This window comes from Janthinobacterium sp. GW822-FHT07H11 (genome assembly GCF_058798615.1).
On the sequence record NZ_CM179507.1, the window covers coordinates 1,430,139 to 1,456,102 of the forward strand.

Below are 25,964 nucleotides of genomic sequence, written 5' to 3' on the forward strand. Positions count from 1 at the left end.
ACGGCAGGCCTATTATCGTGCCGCGACTGCCTGCATGGCAATGGCCAGCGCGGTGCCAACTTGGGCATTGTGCTTGACGAGGGCGATATTCGTCGCCAGGCTGCGGCCATCCGTCAGCTGCTTGATGCGTGACAACAGGAAGGGCGTGACTTGCTTGCCTTTCACGCCGCCCGCGTCCGCTTCCTGCAAGGCTTGCGTGGTGATCGCATCGATCTCTTCCTTGGGCATCGCTTGCGCGGCTGGCACGGGGTTGCTGACGATCACGCCGCCTTTCAAGCCCAGCTGCCATTTCGTGCCGATGAAGGCGGCCTGTTCGGCGGCCGTGTCGAGGCGGAAATCGGCCTTGAAGCCGCTTTCGCGCGTGAAGAAGGCAGGGAAACCTTCCTGGCCCACGCTGATGACGGGCACGCCGTGCGTTTCCAGGTATTCCAGGGTCAGGCCGATGTCGAGGATGGATTTGACGCCCGCGCAGACGACGGCGACCGACGTTTGCGCCAGTTCCTGCAAGTCGGCGGAAATGTCGAAGCTGGTTTCCGCGCCGCGGTGCACGCCGCCGATGCCGCCCGTGACGAACACGGCAATGCCGGCCATTTCCGCGCAAATCATGGTGGCGGCCACGGTGGTGGCGCCCAGTTTGCGCTGCGACAAGACGAACGGCAGGTCGCGGCGGCTGACCTTCATGGCGTCGGGCGAGGTGCCCAGCAATTCCAGCTGCTCCGGCGACAGGCCCACGCAGATCTTGCCGTCGATGATGGCGATGGTGGCCGGCACGGCGCCGCCGTCGCGGATGATCTGTTCCACTTCGCGCGCCATTTCCACGTTTTGCGGATACGGCATGCCGTGCGAAATGATGGTCGATTCCAGCGCCACGATGGCTTTGCCGGCGGCGCGCGCGTCGAGGACTTCTTGCGAGAACGAGAGGAAGTTATTGAGTTGCGTCATGTGTCAATCCTGTTGAAAGAGGGTAGGGGGAGGCGGCGCCAGGTCGGCGTCGTCGATGTCGTCGAGGGCGCCGGCCGAAATCTGGGGCGAGACGGTGGCGGCCGATTCCAGGGTCATGGCCGCCAGCTTCAGGCCGCGCCGGCAAGCCAGTTTCAAATCGCTGCTGTCGTGGTAGAGCGACCAGCAGACGGCGGCGGAAAACGCGTCGCCGGCGCCCGTCACGTCGACGGCGTCCACTTCGCGCGCGGCCAGGTGCACGATGGGCGCATCCGGGCTGTCGCCATCGGTGAAGTACACGCCTTCGCCGCCGCAGGTGACGATCACCTGGCGCGCGCCCTGGCGCTGCACTTCGCGGCAGGCGGCGCGCACCTCGAACGCCGTCGGCAAGGCCCGCGCCACGCGCGTTTCCAGCTCGCCCCGGTTGAGTATCAGCAGGTGCAAGCCCGTCAGGTCTTGCGGCAAGTGCGCCATCTTCGGCTGCGAGACGGCGACGATGACGAGCGGCGTCGCGCGGGCCGCGTCCTGGCGCGCGTCGGCCAGCAGCGCCTGCACGCTGTCGTGGCCCAGGTTCAGGTCGCAGACGGTGAGGGCGGCGGCGGCGCGCTGCGGCTGGCGGCTGTGCAAGAAGGCGGGCGTCAGCTGTTCGTACAGTTGCATGTTGGCCATCGCCAGCAGCATTTCGCCATGCTCGTCGAGCACGGCCGTGTAGGTGCCGCTGCTGGTGTTGCTCAGGTGCAAGCTGCCGCGCATGTCGATGCCCGCGTCTTCCGCGTGCGTCTGCAGCGCGTGACCGGCCGCATCGTCGCCCAGCGCCGTCAGCAAGGCCACGGGAATCGACAATCGGGCCAGGTTTTCCGCGATGTTGCGGCCCACGCCGCCAAATACCTCTTCCGAGCGCACGGGATTCGAGGTGCCCATCTGCAGGGTCGCCAGGGTGCGCATCTTGCGGTCCAGATTGGCGGCACCGATGCACAGCACGGGACGGCTGTCGGGCAGCACGTAGGCACGTCCCAGCAGGCGGCGCTCGCGGATGAGTCCGGCGATGTGGCCGGCGACGGCCGAGCGCGACAAGCCCAGCTCGCTCGCCAGGTCTTGCTGCGAGATGAAGGGGTTGTTGCGGATCAGCGCGTACAGCTGGTCTTTCTTATTGGTATCGGTCACGAGGTTTTCGCTGAAGGTTTAAACATTTGTCTTTAACTGTAAACATTTGTCTGATCAGTGTCAAGCGCGTGTCCAGCGCGCATGCAAGGCCTTCGTATGGGCCTTGTATGCATGCATTTTCCGGGCATGGCAGGCCTGGGCTAGCCTCGACTATAATATCGGCCATTTATATTTGAATTGTATAAATGGGCAAGAAAAATGGTATTTGCCATACATATTCCGTTTGATGCATAGTGGCGGCAAATACTGGCAATACGCATTTCGATATACCTGTAACACCATACATACCCGATACCTGGGCCGCGGCACCTGGCCGCCGCGCAGGCAGCAAGCAATCATCATTAGTCAATCAGAGGATAACCATGTCGAACAACACCCCTTTCCACGCCGCCGAAATCATCCGTGCCCGCGCTCCTGAAAATTTCAAGCCGCGCGTGGCGATGATCCTCGGCTCCGGCCTGGGCGTGTTGGCCGAGCAGATGACGGACGCCGTCAGCATCAGCTTTGACGAATTGCCAGGCTTTCCGATCAGCACCGTGCACGGCCATGCCGGCGAACTGGTGGTCGGCACCCTGTCGGGCGTCGCCGTCGTCTGCATGAAGGGCCGTGGCCACTTTTATGAAGGCTATGGCATGGGCGTGATGACGAGCGCCATCCGCACCCTGAAGCTGCTGGGCTGCGAAATGCTGTTCGTTACCAACGCCGCCGGTTCCCTGCGCCCCGAAGTGGACGCCGGCAGTCTGGTGGCCATCAGCGACCATATCAACCTGCTGCCAGGCACGCCGATGGTCGGCCCGAACGACGACCGCTTCGGCCCGCGTTTCTTCAGCATGGCCAATGCCTATGACGCCGAACTGCGCCAGCAAGTCAAGGATACGGCGGCCGCCAGCGGCATCACCCTGCACGAAGGCGTGTTCGTCGCCTACCCTGGCCCGAACTTCGAGACGGCCGCCGAAATCCGCATGATGGCCCGCCTGGGCGCCGACACGGTCGGCATGTCCGTGGTGCCGGAAGTGGTCTCGGCCCGCCATTGCGACCTGAAAGTGGTGGGCGTGTCCGTCATCACCAACCTGGCCGAAGGCATGTCGCCATTCGCCCTGTCGCACGAACAGACCCTGAAATACGCGGCCATCGGCGCGAAAGACCTGGTCAAGCTGATTCTGGCTTTCCTCTCCAAAGTCGCTGAAAAGCCGCAAGCCTAAGCACTTTTTTATGCAGTAGCGGCGCGCCGGCCACCGGCGCTGCCGCGCGGCAGGCCGGGAAAATCCGGCCTACACTGTCCGCATCATCTTTGCATCAATCCATAAAGCGAGCCTTATCATGTCACGCGCATTTATCCTCCTGCTTGATTCCTTCGGCCTTGGCGCGACGCCAGACGCCGCCAAGTATGGCGACGCAGGTGCCAATACCTTTGGCCACATTGCCAGCACTGTCGCCAAAAGCGGCAAGACCTTGAAACTCCCGAACATGGAACGCCTGGGCCTGGGCGCCGCCGCCCACCTGGCCAGCGGCGAATGGGCCACGGGCTTCGACCAGCGCGACGGTTTTACCGGCGCCTACGGCGCGGCGCGCGAGCGCTCCACCGGCAAGGACACGCAGAGCGGCCACTGGGAAATCGCCGGCGTGCCCGTCGAATTCGACTGGGGATATTTTCCCCGCACCACGCCGTCGTTCCCGGCCGACCTGACCGACAAGCTGAAAGCCCTGTCCGGCGTGCCGGGCTTCCTCGGCGACTGCCATGCCTCGGGCACGGACATCATCAACAAGCATGGCGACGAGCACGTCGCCACCGGCAAGCTGATTATCTATACCTCGGGCGACTCGGTGATGCAGATCGCCGCGCACGAAGAATCGTTCGGCCTCGAGCGCCTGTATCAGGTGTGCGAAATGGCCTTCAAGCTGGTCGAGCCGTACAACATCGGCCGCGTCATCGCCCGCCCGTTCACTGGCAGCAACGGCAACTACACGCGCACTTCCAACCGCCACGACTATGCGGTGGCGCCGCCAAGCAAGACCCTGCTCGACCACGTCAAGGATGCGGGCGGCGAAGTCGTCGGCCTGGGCAAGATCAGCGATATTTTCGCCACCCAGGGCATCTCGCGCGTCGTGAAGGGCGTCGACAACATGGCGCTGTTCGAAGCGCTGTTGACAACGGCCGATGAAGTGCAGGACAAGTCGCTCACTTTCGTGAACTTCGTCGATTTCGACCAGGCCTTCGGCCACCGCCGCAACGTCGAAGGCTATGCCGACGCGCTGCGCGAAATGGATGGTCGCCTGCCGGAATTCATGGCCAAGCTGAGGGAAGGCGACCTGGTCGTCATCACCGCCGACCATGGCTGCGACCCCACCTGGCACGGCTCCGACCACACCCGCGAACACATTCCGATGATCTTCTTCGGCCCCGGCGTCGCCCCGCGCGCGCTGGGCATTTCCGAGACCTTCTCCGATATTGGCCAAACCCTCGCCAAGCACCTTGGCGTACCACCACTTGCTAATGGAACCAGCTTGTTATGACACTCATGCACCCCGACTTCAAGCGTAACGAGGCGGTCGGCCTCGATCTGGGCTGGATCAACCAGATCCGCGTCAACCGCGCCGCCACGGACCGCCGCGCGGCCAGCCTGGCGAACCGCCGCACCGTGAAAAAGGAATACCAGGCCGCTTGGCTGGTCAAAGCCATTCAGATGATCGACCTGACCACCCTGGGCGGCGACGATACGCCGGGCCGCGTGGAGCGCCTGTGCATGAAGGCCATGCGCCCGCTGCGCGCCGACCTGATGGACGCACTGGGCCTGACGCAGCTGAGCACCGGCGCCGTGTGCGTGTACCACGAGATGATCGCCCCGGCCGTGAAAGTCATCCAGGGCCGCTTGCCGATCGCCGCCGTGTCGACCGCCTTCCCGGCCGGCCTGACGAACATGGAAACGAAGCTGCGCGAGATCGAACTGTCGGTCGCCGCCGGCGCGTCGGAAATCGATATCGTCATCACGCGCCAGCACGTCCTGAACGGCAACTGGCAAGTGCTGTACGACGAAATGCTGGCTTACCGCAAGGCGTGCGGCGAAGCGCACGTGAAGGCGATTCTCGCCACGGGCGACTTGCTGACCATGGAAAACGTGGCCAAGGCGTCGTGGGTCTGCATGATGGCGGGCGCCGATTTCATCAAGACGTCGACCGGCAAGGAAAGCGTGAACGCCACCATTCCCGTGGCCCTGACGATGGTGCGCACGGTGCGCGAATACTATGAACAGACGGGTTTCAAGGTGGGCTTCAAGCCGGCCGGCGGCGTCAGCTCGGCCAAGAGCGCGCTGCAGTTCCTGACCCTGATGAAGGAAGAGCTGGGCAACGAATGGCTGCAGCCGCACCTGTTCCGCATCGGCGCTTCCAGCCTGCTGACCGACATCGAGCGCCAGCTCGAGCACTACGTCACCGGCAGCTACTCGGCCAATCATCGTCACGCACAACCTTAAAGAACAATCGTCATGCCTACAATTAACGAGATTCTCACTACTATGGACTACGGCCCTGCTCCCGAAAGTCAAAAAGAAGCGCAGGCGTGGCTAGACGGCCACCAGCGCACATTTGGCCTGTTCATCGACAATGCCTGGAGCGAGCCGGCCGAGCTGTTCGCCTCGACCAATCCGGCCGACGGTACGCAGCTGGCCGAGCTGACGCAAGCCACCGACGCGGACGTGGAACGCGCCGTGGCAGCGGCGCGCCGCGCGCTGCCCGTATGGCAGGGCATGGGCGGCCACGGCCGCGCCAAGGTCATGTACGCGCTGGCCCGCTTGCTGCAAAGGCATTCGCGCCTGTTCGCCGTGCTCGAAACCCTGGATAACGGCAAGACCATCCGCGAAACGCGCGATATCGACCTGCCGCTGGCTGCGCGCCATTTCTACCATCACGCGGGCTGGGCGCAGCTGCAGTCGGAAGAATTCGCCGACTACCGCGCCGTGGGCGTGGTGGGCCAGATCGTGCCGTGGAATTTCCCCCTGCTGATGCTGTCGTGGAAAATCGCTCCGGCCCTGGCCGCCGGTAACACGGTGGTCTTCAAGCCGGCCGAATTCACGTCGCTGACCGCCATGCTGTTCGCCGAATTGTGCGTACAGGCGGGCGTGCCGGCCGGCGTGGTCAACATCGTCACGGGCGACGGCCGAGTGGGCTCGGCCATCGTCAATCATCCTGGCGTCGACAAGATCGCGTTTACGGGTTCCACGGAAGTGGGCCGTTTGATTCGCGTAGCGACGGCCGGCAGCGGCAAGAAGCTGTCGCTGGAATTGGGCGGCAAGTCGCCGTTCATCGTCTTCGAAGACGCGGACCTGGACGGCGCCGTGGAAGGCCTGGTCGATTCGATCTGGTTCAACCAGGGGCAAGTGTGCTGCGCCGGCTCGCGCCTGCTGGTGCAGGAATCGGTCCAGGAGCGCTTCCTGAACAAGGTACGCGCCCGCATGGAAAACCTGCGCCTCGGCTCGCCCCTGGATAAATCGATGGACGTGGGCGCGCTGGTCGACCCCGTGCAGCGCCAGCGCATCGCCGCGCTGGTCGATACCGCCCGCGCCGAAGGCTGCGACGTGTGGCAGCCCGCGTGCGAACTGCCGGCTGACGGCTCGTGGTTCCCGCCGACCCTGATCACGGGCGCGTCGACGTCGGCCGCCGTGGCGCAGGCTGAGATCTTCGGCCCCGTGCTGGTGGCCATGAGCTTCCGTACGCCGCCCGAAGCGGTGCAGCTGGCGAACAACACGGTGTACGGCCTGGCCGCCAGCGTGTGGACCGAGTCGATCAGCCTGGCCCTCGATATCGCGCCCGCCATCAAGGCCGGCGTGGTGTGGATCAACAGCGCCAACCAGTTCGATGCGGCCTGCGGCTTCGGCGGCTACCGCGAATCGGGCTTCGGCCGTGAAGGCGGCCGCGAAGGCATGCTGGAATACATGACGGCCCTGGCCGAAGATGCACGTCCGGCCTTGCCGGTGGTGGAAGCGAAAGCCAAGGCCAACGTGAAGCCGGCGGCAGCGGACCTCTTCGCCATCGACCGCACGGCCAAGATGTACATCGGCGGCAAGCAGGCGCGCCCTGACAGCGCCTACAGCGCGCCCGTGTTCGGCGCGAATGGCGCCTTGCTGGCCGAAGTGGGCGTGGGCAGCCGCAAGGACATCCGCAACGCCGTCGAAGCGGCCCATAAAGCGTCCGGCTGGACCAGCGCCACGGCGCACAACCGCGCACAAGTGCTGTACTACATCGCCGAAAACCTGGCTGCACGCGCCGACGAATTCGCCGCCCGCATCGCCGCCATGACGGGCAGTAAAAATCCGGAGAAGGAAGTGCAGGCTTCGATCGAGCGCCTGTTCTATTACGCCGCCTGGGCCGACAAGTACGACGGCCTGGCGCACCAGCCGCCGACCAAGGGCATCACCGTGGCGCTCAATGAAGCGGTCGGCGTAATCGGCATCGTCTGCCCGAATGAAGCGCCTTTGCTCGGCTTCATCTCGCTGGTGGCGCCGGCCATCGCGCTGGGCAACCGCGTGGTGGTGGTGCCGTCGGAAGCGCATCCGCTCTCCGCGCTGGACCTGTACCAGGTCTTCGACACGTCCGACTTGCCTGGCGGCGTCGTCAACATCATCAGCGGCGACGCCGATGAACTGGCGCGCACACTGGCCACGCACGCCGACATCGACGCCGTCTGGCGCCATGACGGCTCGCTTGACGGTTGCGCGGAAGTCGAGCGCCTGTCGGCAGGCACCCTGAAGCGCACCTGGGTCGGCGGCGCCAAGGGCCGCGACTGGTACAGCACCGCGCAAAGCGGCGGCCGCGCCGTGCTGGCGCATGCGTCGCAAGTGAAAAACGTATGGATACCTTACGGCGTTTAACTGGCTGATCATTGGAATTGTAAAGCTGGGGTCAGACCCGTCGGGGGGATACGCCAATGGGCGTATCCCGATCCCGCAGGGACTGGCCCCTAAGCTATTTTTTATTGGAGTTATTCCATGTTTTTAACCCAGGAAATCATCCGCAAGAAGCGCGACAGGGGTATCCTGAGCGCCGAGGAAATCCAGTTTTTCGTGCGTGGCATCACTGACGGCAGCGTCAGCGAAGGGCAGATCGCGGCGCTCGGCATGGCCGTCTATTTCAACGACATGAACATGGACGAGCGCGTGGCGTTCACCCTGGCCATGCGCGATTCCGGCCAGGTGCTGGACTGGCGTGCGCTGAACTTGCCGGGCCCCGTCGTCGACAAGCATTCGACGGGCGGCGTGGGCGACGTGGTCTCCCTGCTGCTGGGCCCCATGGTCGCCGCCTGCGGCGGCTACGTGCCGATGATCTCGGGCCGCGGCTTGGGCCACACGGGCGGCACGCTGGACAAATTCGACGCCATTCCAGGCTATTGCACCGTGCCGGACAATGCACTGTTCCGCAAGGTGGTCAAGGAAGTTGGCGTGGCCATTATCGGCCAGACGGCCCAGCTGGCGCCAGCCGACAAGCGTTTTTACAGCATCCGCGACGTCACCGCCACGGTGGAATCGGTGGCCATGATCACCGGCTCCATCCTGTCGAAGAAGCTGTCGGCCGGCCTGGACGCGCTGGTGATGGACGTGAAAGTGGGCACGGGCGCCTTCATGCCGACCTACGACAAGTCGGTGGAACTGGCCGAGAGCATCGTCGCCGTCGGCAATGGTGCCGGCATGCAGACCTCGGCCATCCTGACGGACATGAACGAATCGCTGGCGCCGTACGCCGGCAATGCGCTGGAAGTGCGCGGCGCCATGGATTACCTGACGGGCCGTTCGCGGCCCGCGCGCCTGCATGAAGTCACCCTGGCGCTGTGCGCCGAGATGCTGGTGCTGGGCGGCCTGGCCGGCACCGAGGAAGAAGCGCGGATGAAATTGATCGCGGCCCTCGATTCGGGCGCGGCGGCCGAGCGCTTTGCGCGCATGGTGGCGGCCCTGGGCGGCCCGGCTGACCTGGTCGAGAACCCGGACAAGCACCTGGAGCAGGCGCCATTCGTCGTGCCGGCGCCGGCACTGTCCGCCGGCTACGCCAACGTGCGCGATTGCCGCGCCATCGGCCTGGCCGTGGTGGCATTGGGCGGTGGCCGCCGCCGTCCGACCGACAGCATCGACTTCGCCGTCGGCCTGACGGACCTCGTGGGCCTGGGCGAGCAAGTCTCAGTGGGCCAGCCGCTGGCCATGGTGCACGCGCGCACGGAAGCGGCGGCGCAGCTAGCCGTCAGGGAAATCCAGGACGCGTATGCAATCAGCGCGCTGGCGCTGGCGGGCAATCCGGTGATTTATCGTACCATTCGTCCTTAAACTAAACCCAGAAGCAAAGTCCGGGGTCGTACCCTGAGGGTACGACCCCGGCATCTCGCTGTTGGGGTTGAAAAGAAAACAAAATGAACAACCAAGAACTGATCGCCGAAGCCAATGCGGGCCGTGAACTGGCCTACGCGCCATACTCGCGTTTCAAGGTGGGCGCGGCGCTGCTGTGCAAGGATGGCCGCGTCTTCCGTGGCTGTAACGTGGAAAACGCCGCGTATGGCTTGTGCAACTGCGCCGAGCGCACGGCGTTTTTCAGCGCCATCGCGCATGGCTGCAAACCGGGCGATTTCGCCAAACTGGCCGTCACGGGCGACACGGCCGAGCCGATTTCTCCGTGTGGCGCCTGCCGCCAGGTGATCTTCGAGATGGGCGGCGCCGACCTGCCGGTGATCCTGACGAACCTGAAAAACGACATCCTGGAAGTGACGGCGGGCTGGCTGCTGCCGCACGGCTTCGGCAATTCCGACCTGGACATGACGTAACAGGATACGCTTGAACAAGACGATCGACATCCAGGCCGCCGTGGCCATCGCCGCGGCCGAAGCCCTGGCCGCCAAGACGCAGGGCACTTTCGGCGTGGGCGGCGTGCTGCTCGACGGCGCCGGCAACGTGCTGCAATCGATGCATAACAATGTCGTGCGCCAGGGCCTGGTGTTCGACCCCACCGCGCATGGCGAACGCCAGCTGGTGGACTGGTATTTTGCCGAGCGGGCCAAGGGCACGCCCTTGCCGCCACCGGGCGAGCTGACCATCGTCACCTCGCTCGACCCTTGCTGCATGTGCGCGGGCGCCATCCTGGCGGCGGGATTCAATGTGGTGGTGGCGGCTGCCGATGGCAAGGCGGGCATCAATTTCGATGGCGCCGCCAGTTTCACGGCCTTGCCGGCGCCGCTGCAGGCCCAGGCCGGACGCAGTTTCTGCTATCCCGCCGTGCGCGGCGCCAGCGACTATGCGCGCGCGCCGACTGGCGCCGCGCCGCGACCCTTTTTCATCGGCAAGAGCATCCATGAGGCGACGCAGGCACTGTGTTCGCTCGTGTTCGAAGCGACATCGGCCCAGGTGATGCAGCTGCTGAATGCCGGCGACGACGTGCCCCTGCGCGATCCGGCCGCCTTGCCGTCCGATCATCGCGTGGTGCGCGCCTTGCGCCGCCGCTATCCCGACGCCTTGACCTACCGCTGCGTGCCGCATGCGCCCGATGCCGGCCTGGCGCCCTTCCTGCAGGCGGCCATGGAGCAGGATGTGCGCGATGGCGGCCAGGGCGACGCGGCCGCCTTGCTCGATTCCTTCGGCAACCTCCTGCTGTGCATGCCGGGGCAGCTGGCGCGCTCCCTGATCCGCACGCCGTTCATGGAATGCACGCGCCAGTATGCGCAGCTGCGCTACGAATTGATGGCGGGCGCCGATGCGGCGCGGCAGGAAGAGATCAAGAGCTACCTGGGCCATCCCAAGCACGGCACCTTCGTGCTGGCCATCGGCCCGGACGACAGCGCCGCCAGTTTCATGACCTTGGGCGCCTACGGCTCGACCATGGAAGGGGCGCTGCCGGAGAATAATCCGGCGCAGTTCCAGTACGTGCGCCCGGCCATGGACGAGGGCGATCTGCTGGCGCTGTGCGATGCCATGCCGCCCTTGTACCGCAAGCTGATCCGCATCCGGCCGCGCCAGGTGGCGGACCAGGCCCTGGTCCAGGCGCTAGGCTAGTCTAGGCGTCATCGTCCGGCAGGTTCTTCAGCAGGAAGTCGCGTACGTTTTCGCCGGCCACGCGGCGGATCTGCGCCTCCGACAGCCCAGCGTCCAGCAGCGCCTGCGTCAGGCGTGGCAGGCCGGCCGCGTCGATGGCCGTGGTGACGGCGCCGTCGAAGTCCGAACCATAGGCCACGTGTTCGGCGCCGATCAGCTTGACCGTGTACTTGATGGCGCGCGCGATGGAGGCCACGTCCTTGCCGCAGACGGCCGTATTCCAGAAGCCGATACCCACCAGGCCGCCCTGGGCGGCGATGCGTTTCAATTGTGCGTCGCTCAGGTTGCGCCCGTTGGCGCAGGTGCCGCGCACGCCCGTGTGCGACACCATCACGGGGCGTTGCGCCAAAGTTAACACGTCGTCGATGGTGGCGGGCGAGGCGTGCGCCAGGTCGACGATCATCTTGCGCTGCTCCATGGCGCGCAGCCATTGCCTGCCCAGCGGCGTCAAGCCGCCTTTTTTCAAGCCGTGCTGGGAACCGGACAGCTCCGTGTCGAAGAAATGCGTGGGCGCGGCCATGCGGTAGCCGGCCTGGTACAAGATATCCAGGTTGTCCAGCCTGCCTTCGAGCGCATGCGCGCCTTCCAGCGTCAGCCAGCCGGCCAGCAGGGCCGGATCTTGCTCGCGCGCGGCAATGAAGCTGCGCAGCTGGGCGCGGCTGCCAATCACGCGCACCTTGCCATGGCTCTTGGCTGCTTGCTGGCGCAATTCGTCGGCCTGCCAGGTCGCGCGTGCCAGCAGGCTGTGCCAGGTGGCGGGCGGCAAGCCTTGCGCCACCACCAGCGCCGTGATGTTGTCCGTGTCGCTGCCATTGCGGTCGATATTCATCTTGCGCGGCGTCTTGGTCACGACGGAAAACGCCTGCAGCGCCACATTGCCTTGCGCCAGGCGCGGGAAATCGACATGGCCATGCTTGCCTGCCTGATTCAGGTCGCGCTGCCACAGCAGGCTGTCCGCGTGCAGGTCGGCGATCCACAGGCTACGGTGCAGGTTTCGCGTCGCAGCCGTCGCTGCCTTGGCAGCTTGGGGATAGACTTGATTGAGTTGCTGGTCGACCAGCGCGGGGGCGGACAGAAAACCGCCGACCAGCGCAAGGCTGGCGGCGGCAGTGATGCTGATGATCATTGTGCTCCGTTTTACCATGGGTCGTAGGTGCCCAGGCTCCATATGTGGCCTTCCGGATCGCGGCAGGTGAAGCCGCGTCCGCCGTAATCCTCGTCCTTGATGTCGAGCACGATCTCGGCGCCCATTTCGCAGGCGCTGCGGTAGACGGCATCGGCGTCGCTGACGACCAGGTAGCAGTTTTGCGTATTCGCGCCACTGATGTCGCCGGGCAGTTTCATCAGGCGGCCATAGTCGCTGTCGATGGCAGGCGCCACCATGACCATGCCGTTGCCAAAGCTGAGTTGGGCGTGCGCGACGCCGCCTTCGCCATCGGGCACGATCAGTTGCTTTTCAAAACCGAACGCATTGCACAGCCATTCTATGGCGGCCGGCGCGTCGCGGTAGCGCAGGCAGGGAATGGTCGTGCCCGTGGTTGCTTTTGCTGTAGTGGTCATCTGGAAACTCCTATGGCGGGTGGGGAGTAGTTTCGATCGTCCTGGGTACGCAACGTTCCACGGTCAAGCCATCCATGGGGATGGTGTTTGATATTCGTCAGCCCGGTGCGCACCCATAGTGCCATAAAACAATGATGACATTCCTGCCATGACGCAAATTTTATTGCGGCGGCTCCGTGGCGGCGGCTTTCTTGCCCCAGCCCAAGCCGCCGCTGTTGCTGGCCCATTTCAGCAGCAGGAAAATGGCAAACAGGGTGATGGCCAGCGGCAAGATCGTGATGACGAAAGCGAGGCCAATGGCGCAGGCCAGCAGCATGGGCCATGGCATGGCGGCCAGCCCATCCATGGCTTGCCGCGCATGGCCGCACAGCGCGTTCCAGAAGGTCGAAAACGATGTTGCGCCTGGTGTCGAATTGATGTCTTTCATGCCGCTCTCCTGTCGTCGTGGGTGCCGGCCCGTGGCCTGGCGATGACTGCACTATAGCCAGTCCAGGGCAGGCCGGCACCGCGTGTGCGACAGATGGCAGAAAAGACAGGCCCAACGACGAAATGCGGCGATAAATGGCTATTCGAATACCTTGAGCTTCAGTTGGAAGCTGAGGGCGCCGTACAGGCGGTCCTTGTAGGAGGGGACGATGGCAATATTGACGCCCACGCGCTGGTATTCATAGCTGATGGTGGGCACCAGGGCCGGGAACCAGCCACCGTCGCGCATCTTCGGATAGCCGCTGAAACCGCCGACCACGGCGCCGATACGAAGCGGACCCATCTGAATGGGCTGGTAGTACACGCCCAGGTAATTGGAGTATGCGCGGTCGCTGTTGTAGAAGCGGCCCGCCGTAGCCGAGGCGACGGTGGAAAAACGGTATTCGGCTCCCAGTCCCGGATTGCTGTCGTTGAGATTCTTGTCGCGCTGGAAGTGATACGAATAAAATCCGGCATTGAGCCAGGTTTCGCTCAGTGGCTTATTCTCGATCATGTTGAATACCTCCGCCTGCGCGCCGCAGGCGGCTGCCAGCAGCATGACGCCCAATGCCAATTGTTTCATACCCGATTCTTCCTTTTCAATTCACGTGGGATGGCCGGCTGTCCATGCCAGCTGGCGTTGCCGCGATCGTATCATCAACCGAGGTGGTGCTCGCCGCAATATTGCCTGGTGCCCCTTCCGCTGTGCCGGGGACGGCGTGTAAATAATTGTCTTTGGGAAATATTATTTACATTATTGTTACAATATTTGTCGATTTGCGACAGATCAAACCCAGCAGTTATGATATTCTGCAGTCAAGTTAATTTTCTTTTTGGAAATAAGATGTCAACAATGCTCAAATCACCATTCGTATTCTTGCTGTCCACCGTGTTTGTTGCCGGGGCTGCTCAAGCTGGCGTCGTCGATTTGGGTATCGGTGGCGCCAATTTGTATTCCTTGGGTAATTTTTCCGCCAGCGGCAGTGATGTCGAAGGCGCCGTGCTGGTGGCCGGCAATCTGAGCGGTTCGAGTTATTCGATCAATGATCACAACAAGGATGCGTACGTTACGCACGGCAATACCGGCTATGCGCTGGTGGTGGGCGGCAATCTCAGCTACAGCTCCGGCTCGATCAAGCATGGTAATTACTATGTGGGCGGCACCACGTCCACCAGCAGGGTGGGCCTGGACACGGCGACGAAGACGACTGTCAATCCCGTCTCGTTCGCCGCCACTTCGGCGCAGCTGAAAAACACGTCGACGTCGCTGTCGAAGGTGGCGGCCACGGGCAGCAGCGCGCTGGCATACGGCGGCCTGACCTTGAAGGGTGGCGCGGGCAGCGTGCAAGTGTTTGACCTGAGCGCATCCACCCTGGCATCGGTCAACAACTTCAAGTTCAGCAACCTGCACACGAATGACACGCTGATCCTCAACATCAGCGGTACCAACGTGACTCTCTCGGGCGGCTACGATGATTTCAGCAAATACAATGTGCTGTACAACTTCTATGAAGCGCAGACGGTGACGCTCAAAGGCGTTGGCCTGTACGGCAGCGTGCTCGCGCCGCTGGCGACCCTGGCGGGTGGCAATGGCCAGATCAACGGCAGCGTGGTGGTCGGCAACTGGGCCTCGGACATCCAGGTCAACGCCAACCACTACTTCACTCCCACCAACTTGTCCGGCTACGTGTCGGCCGTACCGGAGCCGGAAACCTATGCCATGCTGCTCGCCGGCCTGGGCCTGGTCGGTTTCATGGCGCGCCGCCGCAAGAACAAGACCGCAGCCTGAGTGCTGCGGCTTTCCAGAAACCGCCTGCGTGGCGGTTTTTTTTCGTCTCCATCAAACCTTGACGGCCGCCAGCACCATGTGCACGATCAGCGTTTCGGCGTCCTCGTAGTCCCTGCGCGTGAGCGGCTTGCGGTCCAGCACCAGTGCCATCTGCGCTGAAAAATCCGCATACGATTGCGTCATGGCCCAGATGGCGAACATCAGGTGCGTGGCGTTGACGGGCGCGATCCTGCCGGCGGCGATCCAGGCTTCGAAGACGGCGATATCCTTGCGCAGCAGGGGCACGACACGCTCGCGTATCTGCGTGCCGTACAGGGGCGCGCCATTGATCACCTCGAGCGCATACACGCGCGAAGCCCATGGCTGTTCGCGCGAAAAGCGCAGCTTGGCGCTGATGTAGGCACGCAGCATGTCCTGTGGCGCGTGCTCGCCATCGGCCGCGCTGGCCAGACTGTCCATGCGCGCCAGCCAGTCATCGAGCACGTCATCGAGCACGCGCTGGTACAGCTGCTGCTTGGAGGGAAAATAATACATCAGGTTTTGCTTTGACAGGCCGGCCCGCTCGGCGATGGTGGCGATCGAGGCGCCCTCATAGCCGCTTTCCGCGAATGCGCGCACGGCTTGCTCGAGGATGTCCGCTTCCAGGCGGTCGCGGTTTTGCAGGCGCCGGCCGCTGGCGCTCTTGGGCGGGGTGGCCGGGGATTTTTCGCTGTCCATGGAGGTTCCCTAGCGGCGACGGATCGATTGCAGGAATGCCAGCAGCACGGGCGTGTCGGTGTAGGCCACGTTGAAGCGGAACCACACCGTCTCGGGCGCGCGCAGCATGAAAAATTCGTTCGGCGACAGCAGGATGCCGGCCTTCAAGGCCATGTCGGCGATAAGCTTGCCGTTCCATTCCGGCGTTTGCACGTCGGGCCAGCCGGCGCTGACGAACATGCCGCCGCGCGGACGCGCCACGGGCGCCATGCCTGCCTGCGCCAGGCAGTCGATGCTGCGCTCCCGCGCCGCGTCGAGCTGCGCCACCAGCCGCTCTATCATGCGCTTGTAGGGTCGCGCGGAAACGGCATGATAGGCGGCGCGCTCATTGATTTCCGACGTGGTCAGCCCCGCCAGCATCTTCACGCGCACCAGTTCGGCCACCAGCGGCGGCGAGGCGCAAATCGACCCTACGCGCAGCACGGGCGACAGGGTCTTGGACACGCTGCCCACGCGGATCACGCGGCGCAAGCCATCCATGGCGGCCAGCGATGCTTCGCCGCGCGCCGCCAGTTCGCGGTAGATATCGTCTTCCACCAGCCAGAAATCGAATTGCTCGGCCAGCGCCAGCAGGCGGTGCGCCTGCGCCTGGCTCAATGAAGTGCCGAGCGGATTTTGCAGCGCCGTGTTGACGAACATCAGTTTCGGCTGCGTGCGCGCCGCTTCGCTGGCCAGCGCATCGAGGTCCAGGCCCGCCTCGCCGCGGTTGACGCCGACGGGAATGCAGCCGTGGTGGCGGATCAGCGACAGCAGGTTGCTGTAGCCGGGGTCTTCCACCAGCACCGTGTCGCCCGGCTTGGTCAGACTGCGCAGTATCAGGTCGAAGGCGTGCGTGGCGCCATGCGTCAGCAGGACCTGGTCCGCTTCCACCTGGAACAGGTCTTCGGACAATGTCGTCGCCAGGTGCTGGCGCAGCGAGGGAAAGCCGAGAGGGTGGCCATAGCCGCGTAGCCGGCTGGCGGGGATGCGCATGGCCTGGCGCACGGCGTCGAGCACGGTCGCCTCGCCATACATCTCGGGTGGCAGCCAGCCTGCGCCCACGGGCAGCGCATCGGACACGCCCGAGTACAGGTCCGGCGTGAGCGCGTCGATGGCGGTGGGACTCGCAAGAGTGTTGGCAATGAGGGCCGCCTGCGGCGAGGCGGCGATATCGTGGCGCGCGACGAAATACCCGGAGCCGCGGCGCGACGACAGCAGGCCGAGGTTGACCAGGCGGTCGTACGATTCGACGACGGTAAACGTCGACACGCCATTGCACTTGGCGAACTGGCGCACGGATGGCATCTTGGTGCCGATGCGCAGGGCGCGGCTGCCCACCATGACGCTGATGGCGATGACGATCTGCTCGACCAGGCCGCCCTTCTTCTGGCGGCCGATATCCAGCACGGGCCAGCCGCTGGCGTTACCTTCGCCCTCGTCCTGCTTCACGTTGTGCGTCACCGGTGGCTCCTTATGCTGCCTTGCACAAAACTGTACTGATTTTCTGGCCTGTACGGTTGGGATACTTTGCCGTTTGTGTATCTGTGCCATTGCGGATGGCCTGTCTATTATTACATCAGCTTTTTGCCAACTGGTAAATTATTTTACGCTTCGTCAAAAACGATCCTGGCTCCGCGCCAGCCCATCCCAAGGAGAAGGTCATGAACGAAACCAGGCCGGAATCGATGTCGGCATTCTGGATGCCGTTTACCAACAACCGCGACTTCAAGGCCAACCCGCGCCTGCTGGTCTCGGCCGAAGGCATGTACTACAAGGACGTCGATGGCAATGCCATCCTCGATGGCACGGCCGGCCTGTGGTGCGTGCCGTGCGGCCATGCGCAGCCGCAGATCGTCGGCGCCATCCGCGAGATGGTGGGCCAGCTCGACTTCGCCCCCACCTTCCAGATGGGCCATCCGGCCGCCTTCGACCTGGCGGAAAAACTGATGGACTACACGGGGCATAAATTTGGCCACGTGTTTTATACGAACTCCGGTTCCGAAGCCGTCGATACGGCGTTGAAGATGGCGCTGGCCTACCACCGGGCGCGCGGCGAGGGCGCACGCACCCGCCTGATCGGCCGCGAACGCGGTTACCACGGCGTGGGCTTCGGCGGCATTTCCGTGGGCGGCATCGGCGGCAACCGCAAGACCTTCGGCCCCCTGCTGCCGGGCGTCGACCACCTGCCGCACACGCACAACCTGGACAGGAACGCCTACACGGTGGGCGAGCCCGAATACGGCACGCACCTGGCCGACGAACTGGAACGCATCGTCGCCCTGCATGACGCCTCGACGATTGCCGCCGTCATCGTCGAACCGGTGGCCGGTTCCACGGGCGTGCTGATCCCGCCGAAAGGCTACTTGAAACGCCTGCGCGAGCTGTGCACCAAGCACGGCATCCTGTTGATCTTCGATGAGGTGATCACGGGCTTTGGTCGCATGACGACGCCGTTCGCGGCCGATTATTTCGACGTCGAGCCGGACATGATGACGACGGCCAAGGGCCTGACCAACGGCATGGTGCCGATGGGCGCCGTCTTCAGCAAAAAGTATATCCACGACGCCTTCATGGATGCGCCACCAGGTATCGAACTGTTCCACGGCTATACGTATTCCGGCCATCCGCTTGCCTGCGCCGCCTCGCTGGCCACCCTGCAAGTGTTCGAGGAGCAGGACATCCTCGGCCACGCTAAAGCGATGCAGGCGTATTGGAGCGACGCCGTGCATTCCTTGAAAGGCTTGCCGCACGTGATAGACCTGCGCAGCATTGGCCTGATCGCCGGCATCGAGCTCGATCCCATCGCCGGCAAACCGGGCACGCGCGCCTTCAACGCCTTCAAGCAAGCCTTCGCCGACGGCGTGCTGATACGCACGACGGGCGACATCATCGCCCTGTCGCCGCCGCTGGTGCTGGAAAAACAGCATGTCGACGAGCTGTTTGGCAAGCTGGCCAAGGTATTAAAAAATCTCGATTGAGACGGCGTCAACCCGGGGTCAGACCCGTTGGGTCTGACCCCGGCATTTTTTGGGTTTATAAAGAGGAATACCAATGACTGATCTCGACACGATTACCCACTACATCAACGGCGCCAAAGTCGACACGCAAAGCGGCCGTTACGGCGACGTGTACAACCCGGCACTGGGCGTACCCGTGGCCCGGGTGGCGCTGGGCACCGTGGAAGACGTCGACGCGGCCGTGCAGGCGGCGGCCGCCGCCTTCCCCTCGTGGTCGGCCACGCCGCCGCTGACGCGCGCCCGCGTCCTGTTCCGCTACCTGCAGCTGTGCCAGCAGCACACGGATGAGTTCGCCGCCATGCTCACGCGCGAGCATGGCAAGACCTTTGCCGATGCGCAGGGCGAGGTGGCGCGCGGCATCGAAATGGTGGAATTTGCCGTCGGCATCCCGCAATTATTAAAAGGCGAATTCACGGACCAGATTTCGCGCGGCATCGATGCCTGGTCCATGCGCCAGGCGCTCGGCGTGGTGGCCGGCATCACGCCATTCAATTTCCCCGTGATGGTGCCGATGTGGATGTTCCCCGTCGCTATCGCCTGTGGCAATACCTTTGTCTTGAAACCGTCCGAGCGCGATCCGTCGGCCTCCTTGTTGCATGCCCGGTTGCTCAAGGAGGCGGGCTTGCCAGACGGCGTCTTCAACGTGGTGCAGGGAGATAAAGTGACGGTTGATGCCTTGCTCGACCACCCCGTGGTGCAGGCGATCAGCTTTGTCGGTTCGACGCCGATAGCGGAGTATATCTATGCGCGCGGCAGCGCCAGCGGCAAGCGCGTGCAAGCCCTGGGCGGCGCCAAGAACCACATGGTGGTGATGCCGGACGCGGACATGGACATGACGGTCGATGCGCTCATCGGCGCGGCCTACGGTTCGGCGGGCGAACGCTGCATGGCCATCTCCGTGGTGGTGGCCGTGGGCGACGCGGGCGACAAATTGATCAATGCACTGGCAGGGCGCACGGCCGCACTGAAAGTGCGCGACGGTATGGAAGATGGCGCGGAAATGGGCCCCGTCGTGTCGCTGGCGGCCAAGCAGCGGATCGAAAAACTCATCGCATCGGGCGTGGAACAGGGCGCGACGTTGGTGGTCGATGGCCGCAACCACGTAGTGCCGGGACGCGAGAATGGCTTCTTTATCGGCGGTACTTTATTTGACCATGTCACGCGCGACATGCGCATCTACAAGGAAGAAATTTTTGGCCCCGTGCTGTGCGTGCTGCGGTGTCCTGACGTGGTGCATGCGGTGGAACTGATCAACGCCAACGAGTATGGCAACGGCGTGGCCATCTACACGCGCGATGGCGGCGTGGCGCGCGAATTCGTGCGCCAGATCCAGGTCGGCATGGTGGGCGTCAACATCCCCTTGCCCGTGCCGATGGCCTTCAACAGTTTCGGCGGCTGGAAGCGCAGCATGTTCGGCGACCACCACGCCTATGGTCCCGAAGGCGTGCGTTTCTACACGCGCCACAAGGCCGTGATGCAGCGCTGGCCGAACACGGCAAGCGCTGGTGTGGAATTTGCTTTTCCCCAGATGAAGTGACGGTTTAAAACTAAAAGTCCACCGCAGGATCAACGAAGGAAAACGCGATGATCGAGTCCCTGAACTATTTGCCGCATCCCGCCCTGCCCAACGAGGAACTGGCGGGCCATTTCACGGACCTGGCACCGCCGTTGACGGCGCGCCAGGCGGCCATCGAAAGCGCCCGCTGCCTGTACTGCTACGATGCGCCGTGCAGCCGCATCTGTCCGTCGGAAATCGACGTGGCCAGCTTCATCCGCAATATCCACGACAAGAACATCAACGGCGCCGCCGCCGGCATCCTGAAACAGAATATCCTGGGCGGCAGCTGTGCCCGCGTCTGCCCCACGGAGATCCTGTGCGAAGACGTCTGCGTGCGCAACCATGACGCCGAAGGCCAGCCCGTCAAGATCGGCCTCTTGCAGCGCTACGCCGTCGATCACATGCACTTTGCCAGCCATCCGTTCCAGCGTGCGCCTGCCACCGGCAAGACTATCGCCGTGGTCGGCGCGGGGCCGGCGGGCCTGTCGTGCGCGCACCGCCTGGCCATGCTGGGCCACGACGTGGTGATCTTTGAAAAGGAGGGCAAGGCGGGCGGCCTGAATGAATACGGCATCGCCAAATACAAGCTCACGGACGATTTCGCGCAAAAGGAAATCGGCTTCCTGCTGCAGATAGGAGGCATCGACATCCGATGTCGCCAGGCGCTGGGAGAAAACCTGCAGCTGCGCGACCTGCACGCGCAGTACGACGCCGTTTTCCTGGGCCTGGGCCTGGGTGCCAGCCGCAAGCTGGGCCTGACGGGCGAGGATGCGCCGGGCTTGCTGGCCGCCGTCGACTACATTGCCGCGCTGCGCCAGGCCGATGACCTGGCCGCGCTGCCCGTGCCGCAGCGCGCCATCGTCATCGGCGCCGGCAATACGGCCATCGACATGGCCGTGCAGGTTCAGCGCCTGGGTGCCGAGGAAGTCACCCTCGTGTACCGGCGCGGCTTCGACGCCATGACGGCCACGCACCATGAGCAGGAAATCGCCAAGGCGAACCAGGTGCGCATGCTGACGTGGGCCCAGCCGCGGCAGGTGCTGCTCGATACTGCCGGCAAGGTGGCCGGCATGCGCTTCGAAAAAACCCGCATGCAGGGCACGCGCCTGGCGGGCACCGGCGAAACCTTCGACGTGGCGGCCGACGCCATCTTCAAGGCCATCGGCCAGAGCCTCGACACCGGCGTGCTGCATGACCCGATGGCATCCTTGCTGCAGCGCGAAGGCGACAAGATCGCCGTCGATGCGGGTTTTCGCACGGTGCTGCCGGGGATCTATGCGGGCGGCGACTGCGTGGCGCCGGGGCAGGACTTGACGGTGCAGGCCGTCCAGCATGGCAAGCTGGCCGCACTGGCCATCCATCACGATCTTCTTTCCAAAGTGGAGGCTGCATAATGGCTGATCTCAGCATCGAATTTTGCGGCATCAAGGCGCCGAATCCCTTCTGGCTGGCGTCCGCACCGCCGACCGACAAGGCCTATAACGTGGTGCGCGCCTTCGAGGCCGGGTGGGGCGGCGTCGTCTGGAAAACGCTCGGTGAAGACCCTGCCGCCGTCAACGTCTCGTCGCGTTATTCCGCCCTGTACGGCAAGAACCGCGAAGTGGTCGGCTTCAATAACATCGAACTCATTACCGACCGCTCTTTGGCAATCAACCTGCGCGAAATCACGCAGGTGAAAAAGGACTGGCCGGACCGCGCCATGATCGTCTCCCTGATGCTGCCGTGCGAAGAGCACTACTGGGCCGATATTTTGCCCAAGGTCGAGGCGACGGGGGCCGACGGCATCGAGCTCAATTTCGGCTGCCCGCACGGCATGCCGGAGCGGGGCATGGGCGCGGCCGTGGGCCAGGTGCCCGAGTACGTGCAGATGGTCACCGCCTGGTGCAAGAAGCACAGCCGCCTGCCCGTCATCGTCAAGCTCACCCCGAACATCACGGACGTGCGCATGCCGGCGCGCGCGGCCAAGGCGGGCGGCGCGGATGCCGTTTCGCTGATCAATACCATCAATTCCATCACGTCGCTGGACTTGGACCGCATGGTGGCCTTGCCTATCGTGGGCGGCGCCAGCACGCACGGCGGCTATTGCGGCACGGCCGTGAAACCCATCGCCCTGAACATGGTGGCGGAAATCGCCCGCGATCCGCAGACGCGCGGCTTGCCCATTTCCGGCATCGGCGGCATCGGCAACTGGCGCGACGCGGCCGAATTCATCGCCCTGGGCGCCGGCTGCGTGCAGGTCTGCACGGCCGCCATGCTGCACGGTTTCCGCATCGTCGAAGAGATGAAGGATGGCCTGTCGCGCTGGATGGACGAGAAGGGCTATGCACGCATCAGCGACTTTTCCGGCAAGGCCGTGGCCAACACGACGGACTGGAAATACCTGGACATGAATTACCAGGTCATCGCGCAGATCAACCAGGATGACTGCATCAAGTGCGGCAAGTGCTACGTGGCTTGCGAAGACACCTCGCACCAGTCGATTGCGCAGCTGATCGACGCGGCCGGCACGCGCACATATGAGGTGATCAAGGAGGAATGCGTGGGCTGCAATCTGTGCGAAATCACCTGTCCGGTGCAGGGCTGCATCACGATGGTGCCGCAGGCGACGGGCAAGCCATACATGAACTGGACGCAGGACCCGCGCAATCCACGGGCATTGGCGGAGACGGCGTAGGGCACGTTTTTTGCGTACGCATATTTTATAAACAGTTGCCCAAGTTTGCAGTAAGCTAGGCCGCAGCCGTTTTTAAAACGCCCAACCTCCCAACCGATGGAGCAATCCTGTGAACCACGACTATTCAGGCAACACGCAACTCTGGAATGAAGACCTTGCACCCACCACGGCAGCGCAGCGCACCTGGCGCTGGTATCACTTCGCCGCGCTGTGGGTCGGCATGGTCATGTGCATTCCTGCCTACACCCTGTCGGCCAGCCTGATCGACAGCGGCATGTCCGGTTACCAGGCCGTGCTCACGGTATTCCTCGCCAACGCCATCGTGCTCTTGCCGATGCTGCTGATCGGCCACGCGGGCACCAAGTACGGCATCCCGTATGCGGTGCTGGCGCGCGCCTCGTTCGGCACCATGGGCGCGCGCCTGCCGGCGCTGATGCGCGCCATCGTCGCCTGCGGCTGGTATGGCATCCAGACCTGGTTCGGCGGCCAGATGATCTACACCCTGATGGGGGTGTTAATGGGGCATGAGCTGGGCGGCGAGAAGATCGCGGGCCTGGGCATCAACGGCAGCCAGCTGCTGTGCTTCCTGGCCTTCTGGGCCATCCAGTTCTATTACATCCTGCACGGCATGGAGTCGATCCGTAAACTCGAAACCTATACGGCGCCGCTGAAAATCCTCATCTGCTTCGTGCTGCTGTACTGGGTGCACAGCAAGGCCGGCGGCGTGGCCAGCCTGCTGGACCAGCCATCGCAATTCATCCCCGGCGGTAAAAAGGCGGGCCAGTTCTGGAGCGTCTTCTGGCCGTCGCTCACCGCCATGGTGGGGTTCTGGGCCACCTTGGCCTTGAACATCCCCGATTTCACGCGTTTCGCCAAGACGCAGCGCGACCAGGTGATCGGCCAGTCGGTTGGCTTGCCGGTACCCATGGGATTGCTCGCCATGCTGGCCGTGATCGTCACGGCAGGCTCCGTCGTCATGTACGGCAAGGCCATCTGGGATCCGGTCGACCTGGCCAGCCGCATGACGGGCGCCGCCGTGCTGGTCGCGCTGATCATCCTGCTGATCGATACGGTCAGCGTCAACCTGGCGGCCAACCTGGTGGGACCGGCGTATGACTTTTCCTCGCTGGCGCCGAAGCAGATTTCGTACAAGATGGGCGGCTACATCACCGCCTTCATTGCCATCGTCATGATGCCGTGGAAGGTGCTCGAATCGACGCAGGGCTACATCTTCACGTGGCTGATCGGCTACTCGGCCCTGCTGGGCCCCATCGCCGGCATCCTCATCGTCGACTATTATTTTGTGCGCAAGACGCAACTCGACGTCAGGCAGCTGTACCGCGACGACGGCGTCTACTCGTATGGCAATGGCTGGAACATGGCCGCCCTGATCGCCTTTGTGATCGCCGTGCTGCCGAATATCCCGGGCTTTTTGAACGCGGCCTTTCCCACGGCGTTTCCCGGCGTGGGCGAAGGCTTCAAAACCATCTACACCTACGCCTGGTTCGTGGGCGTGGCCATCGCCGCCGTCGTCTACGGCGTCATGATGAAGGGCAAGGCCGTGGCGCAGGTGCAGCAGGTGCCGCAGTCCTGATCTTTTCGAGAAGGAGACAAGATGACTACATTGATACGTGGCGGTACTGTCGTGAATGCCGACCGCGCCTTCCGCGCCGATGTGCTGATCGAGGGCGACACGATTGCCGCCGTCGGCGAGAACCTGGTGCTGCCGGCTGGCGCCACCGTGATCGACGCGGGCGGCCTGTACGTGATGCCGGGCGGGATAGACACCCACACGCACATGAATTTGCCTTTCATGGGCACCGTGACGGCCGACGATTTTTTCACGGGCACGGCGGCGGGACTGGCCGGCGGCACCACCACCATCATGGACTTCGTCATTCCGGCGCCGAAGCAGTCGCTGATCGAGGCCTATCACCAGTGGCGCGCGTGGTCGGCCAAGGCGGCTGGTGACTATACCTTCCACGTGGCGATCACCTGGTGGAGCGAACAGGTACATGCGGAGATGGGCACCCTCGTGCGCGAGCATGGCGTGAACAGCTTCAAGCACTTCATGGCGTATAAAAACGCCATCATGGCCGACGATGAAACGCTGGTGAAAAGCTTTACCCGCTCGCTGGAACTGGGGGCGCTGCCCACCGTGCACGCGGAAAACGGCGAGCTGGTTTTCCAGTTGCAGCAAGCCTTGCTGAAGAAGGGGATTACCGGGCCGCAGGCGCACCCGCTGTCGCGCCCACCGGCCGTGGAAGCGGAGGCGGCCAACCGCGCCATCGCGATTGCCAACGTTTTGAATACCCCCGTGTACATCGTGCACGTCTCGTGCGCCGAGTCGCTCGACGCCATCACGCGGGCGCGCGCCAACGGCCAGCGCGTGTACGGCGAAGCGCTGGCGGGCCACCTGGTGATCGACGACAGCGTCTACCAGCGCGATGATTTCGACTACGTGGCGGGTCACGTCATGAGCCCGCCGTTCCGCGGCAAGCACCACCAGGCGGCCCTGTGGCACGGCCTGCAAAGCGGCAACCTGCACACGACGGCCACCGATCACTGCACCTTTTGCGCCGAGCAGAAGGCGGCGGGCAAACAGGACTTCACGCGCATCCCGAACGGCTGTGGTGGCGTCGAGGAACGCATGGCCGTGGTGTGGGATGCGGGGGTCAATTCCGGCATGCTCACGCCGTCCGAATTCGTCAAGGTATCATCGACCAATGCGGCGCAGATCTTCAATATGTATCCGCGCAAGGGCGTTATCGCCGCAGGCAGCGATGCCGATATCGTGCTGTGGGACCCGCAGGGCACGCGCACCATTTCCGCCGCCACGCAGTTCGCCAAAGGGGGCTTCAACGTCTTCGAAGGGCGCACCGTGCGCGGCATTCCGAGCACCACGATTGCCGCCGGCAAGGTGGTCTTCCACCAGGGCGAACTGATGGCCGTCGAAGGGGCAGGGCGCTATATCGCACGCCCGGCTTTTTCCGCCACCACCGCATAA

General features: G+C 63.8%; 22 protein-coding genes. 14 read left to right on the forward strand and 8 right to left on the reverse strand.

Annotated elements, in window-relative coordinates:
• Positions 1-12: 12 nt before the first annotated feature.
• Both AC3RCJ_RS06370 and AC3RCJ_RS06375 read right to left on the reverse strand, forming a co-directional pair.
• Positions 13-942 carry a pseudouridine-5'-phosphate glycosidase gene (locus tag AC3RCJ_RS06370; protein ID WP_492959406.1) on the reverse strand — a complete coding sequence of 310 codons (930 nt, stop codon included), beginning with the start codon at positions 940-942 and terminating at the stop codon, positions 13-15.
• Positions 943-945: 3 nt separating this feature from the next.
• The gene (locus tag AC3RCJ_RS06375) at positions 946-2,103 is read right to left on the reverse strand and encodes a carbohydrate kinase (RefSeq protein ID WP_492959404.1); all 1,158 of its coding nucleotides are present in this window, start codon (positions 2,101-2,103) and stop codon (positions 946-948) included.
• 362 nt (positions 2,104-2,465) lie between these two features.
• Between AC3RCJ_RS06375 and xapA the strand changes: the two genes are divergently transcribed.
• From xapA to AC3RCJ_RS06410, 7 genes are all read left to right on the forward strand, one after another.
• A complete protein-coding gene (gene xapA / locus AC3RCJ_RS06380; RefSeq protein WP_492959402.1) occupies positions 2,466-3,305 on the forward strand; it encodes a xanthosine phosphorylase in 840 nt (279 codons plus the stop codon).
• Positions 3,306-3,423: 118 nt separating this feature from the next.
• Positions 3,424-4,617: a phosphopentomutase gene (locus tag AC3RCJ_RS06385; RefSeq protein ID WP_492959400.1), complete on the forward strand. Its 1,194-nt coding sequence runs from the start codon at positions 3,424-3,426 to the stop codon at positions 4,615-4,617.
• Positions 4,614-5,573 carry a deoxyribose-phosphate aldolase gene (gene deoC, locus AC3RCJ_RS06390; RefSeq protein ID WP_492959398.1) on the forward strand — a complete coding sequence of 320 codons (960 nt, stop codon included), beginning with the start codon at positions 4,614-4,616 and terminating at the stop codon, positions 5,571-5,573. Before AC3RCJ_RS06385 ends, deoC begins: the two co-directional genes overlap by 4 nt.
• A 12-nt stretch (positions 5,574-5,585) precedes the next feature.
• Positions 5,586-7,967 (forward strand): aldehyde dehydrogenase family protein, encoded by a 2,382-nt coding sequence (locus AC3RCJ_RS06395; RefSeq protein WP_492959396.1) that lies wholly within the window; start codon positions 5,586-5,588, stop codon positions 7,965-7,967.
• 117 nt (positions 7,968-8,084) lie between these two features.
• Positions 8,085-9,407: a thymidine phosphorylase gene (gene deoA, locus AC3RCJ_RS06400; protein ID WP_492959394.1), complete on the forward strand. Its 1,323-nt coding sequence runs from the start codon at positions 8,085-8,087 to the stop codon at positions 9,405-9,407.
• Positions 9,408-9,490: 83 nt separating this feature from the next.
• The gene (locus AC3RCJ_RS06405; protein WP_492959392.1) at positions 9,491-9,898 is read left to right on the forward strand and encodes a cytidine deaminase; all 408 of its coding nucleotides are present in this window, start codon (positions 9,491-9,493) and stop codon (positions 9,896-9,898) included.
• Between the two features lie 10 nt (positions 9,899-9,908).
• The gene (locus AC3RCJ_RS06410) at positions 9,909-11,120 is read left to right on the forward strand and encodes a nucleoside deaminase (RefSeq protein ID WP_492959390.1); all 1,212 of its coding nucleotides are present in this window, start codon (positions 9,909-9,911) and stop codon (positions 11,118-11,120) included.
• Between the two features lies 1 nt (position 11,121).
• On the opposite strand, the gene AC3RCJ_RS06415 is transcribed toward AC3RCJ_RS06410, so the two are convergent.
• The 4 genes from AC3RCJ_RS06415 to AC3RCJ_RS06430 all read right to left on the reverse strand — a co-directional run bounded on the left by AC3RCJ_RS06415 (position 11,122) and on the right by AC3RCJ_RS06430 (position 13,767).
• Positions 11,122-12,285: a dipeptidase gene (locus AC3RCJ_RS06415; protein ID WP_492959388.1), complete on the reverse strand. Its 1,164-nt coding sequence runs from the start codon at positions 12,283-12,285 to the stop codon at positions 11,122-11,124.
• Positions 12,286-12,296: 11 nt separating this feature from the next.
• Positions 12,297-12,719: a VOC family protein gene (locus AC3RCJ_RS06420; RefSeq protein WP_492959386.1), complete on the reverse strand. Its 423-nt coding sequence runs from the start codon at positions 12,717-12,719 to the stop codon at positions 12,297-12,299.
• A 160-nt stretch (positions 12,720-12,879) separates the two neighbouring features.
• Entirely contained in the window at positions 12,880-13,146 is a 267-nt protein-coding gene (locus AC3RCJ_RS06425) for a hypothetical protein (RefSeq protein ID WP_492959384.1), read from the reverse strand.
• A gap of 138 nt (positions 13,147-13,284) precedes the next feature.
• Entirely contained in the window at positions 13,285-13,767 is a 483-nt protein-coding gene (locus AC3RCJ_RS06430) for a hypothetical protein (protein ID WP_492959382.1), read from the reverse strand.
• A 261-nt stretch (positions 13,768-14,028) separates the two neighbouring features.
• On the opposite strand from AC3RCJ_RS06430, the gene AC3RCJ_RS06435 reads away from it, so the two are divergent.
• The gene (locus tag AC3RCJ_RS06435) at positions 14,029-14,973 is read left to right on the forward strand and encodes a choice-of-anchor A family protein (RefSeq protein ID WP_492959380.1); all 945 of its coding nucleotides are present in this window, start codon (positions 14,029-14,031) and stop codon (positions 14,971-14,973) included.
• A 51-nt stretch (positions 14,974-15,024) separates the two neighbouring features.
• Here AC3RCJ_RS06435 and AC3RCJ_RS06440 read toward each other — a convergent pair whose 3' ends face one another.
• Both AC3RCJ_RS06440 and AC3RCJ_RS06445 read right to left on the reverse strand, forming a co-directional pair.
• Positions 15,025-15,690, reverse strand: coding sequence for a TetR/AcrR family transcriptional regulator (locus tag AC3RCJ_RS06440; protein WP_492959378.1), 666 nt, complete (start codon positions 15,688-15,690; stop codon positions 15,025-15,027).
• A 9-nt stretch (positions 15,691-15,699) separates the two neighbouring features.
• Positions 15,700-17,169 (reverse strand): aminotransferase-like domain-containing protein, encoded by a 1,470-nt coding sequence (locus tag AC3RCJ_RS06445; RefSeq protein WP_492959376.1) that lies wholly within the window; start codon positions 17,167-17,169, stop codon positions 15,700-15,702.
• Between the two features lie 200 nt (positions 17,170-17,369).
• Between AC3RCJ_RS06445 and aptA the strand changes: the two genes are divergently transcribed.
• The 6 genes from aptA to hydA all read left to right on the forward strand — a co-directional run bounded on the left by aptA (position 17,370) and on the right by hydA (position 25,964).
• The gene (aptA, locus tag AC3RCJ_RS06450) at positions 17,370-18,686 is read left to right on the forward strand and encodes an omega-aminotransferase AptA (RefSeq protein ID WP_492959374.1); all 1,317 of its coding nucleotides are present in this window, start codon (positions 17,370-17,372) and stop codon (positions 18,684-18,686) included.
• A gap of 73 nt (positions 18,687-18,759) precedes the next feature.
• Positions 18,760-20,262, forward strand: a complete 1,503-nt coding sequence (locus AC3RCJ_RS06455; protein ID WP_492959372.1) for a CoA-acylating methylmalonate-semialdehyde dehydrogenase — start codon at positions 18,760-18,762, stop codon at positions 20,260-20,262.
• A 47-nt stretch (positions 20,263-20,309) separates the two neighbouring features.
• Complete coding sequence (locus tag AC3RCJ_RS06460; RefSeq protein ID WP_492959371.1) at positions 20,310-21,677, forward strand: NAD(P)-dependent oxidoreductase; 1,368 nt, start codon at positions 20,310-20,312, stop codon at positions 21,675-21,677.
• Complete coding sequence (gene preA / locus AC3RCJ_RS06465) at positions 21,677-22,957, forward strand: NAD-dependent dihydropyrimidine dehydrogenase subunit PreA (RefSeq protein WP_492959369.1); 1,281 nt, start codon at positions 21,677-21,679, stop codon at positions 22,955-22,957. Before AC3RCJ_RS06460 ends, preA begins: the two co-directional genes overlap by 1 nt.
• Before the next feature lie 109 nt (positions 22,958-23,066).
• Positions 23,067-24,551, forward strand: a complete 1,485-nt coding sequence (locus tag AC3RCJ_RS06470; protein WP_492959367.1) for an NCS1 family nucleobase:cation symporter-1 — start codon at positions 23,067-23,069, stop codon at positions 24,549-24,551.
• 21 nt (positions 24,552-24,572) lie between these two features.
• On the forward strand, positions 24,573-25,964 hold the full coding sequence (gene hydA, locus AC3RCJ_RS06475) for a dihydropyrimidinase (RefSeq protein WP_492959365.1): 1,392 nt from the start codon (positions 24,573-24,575) through the stop codon (positions 25,962-25,964).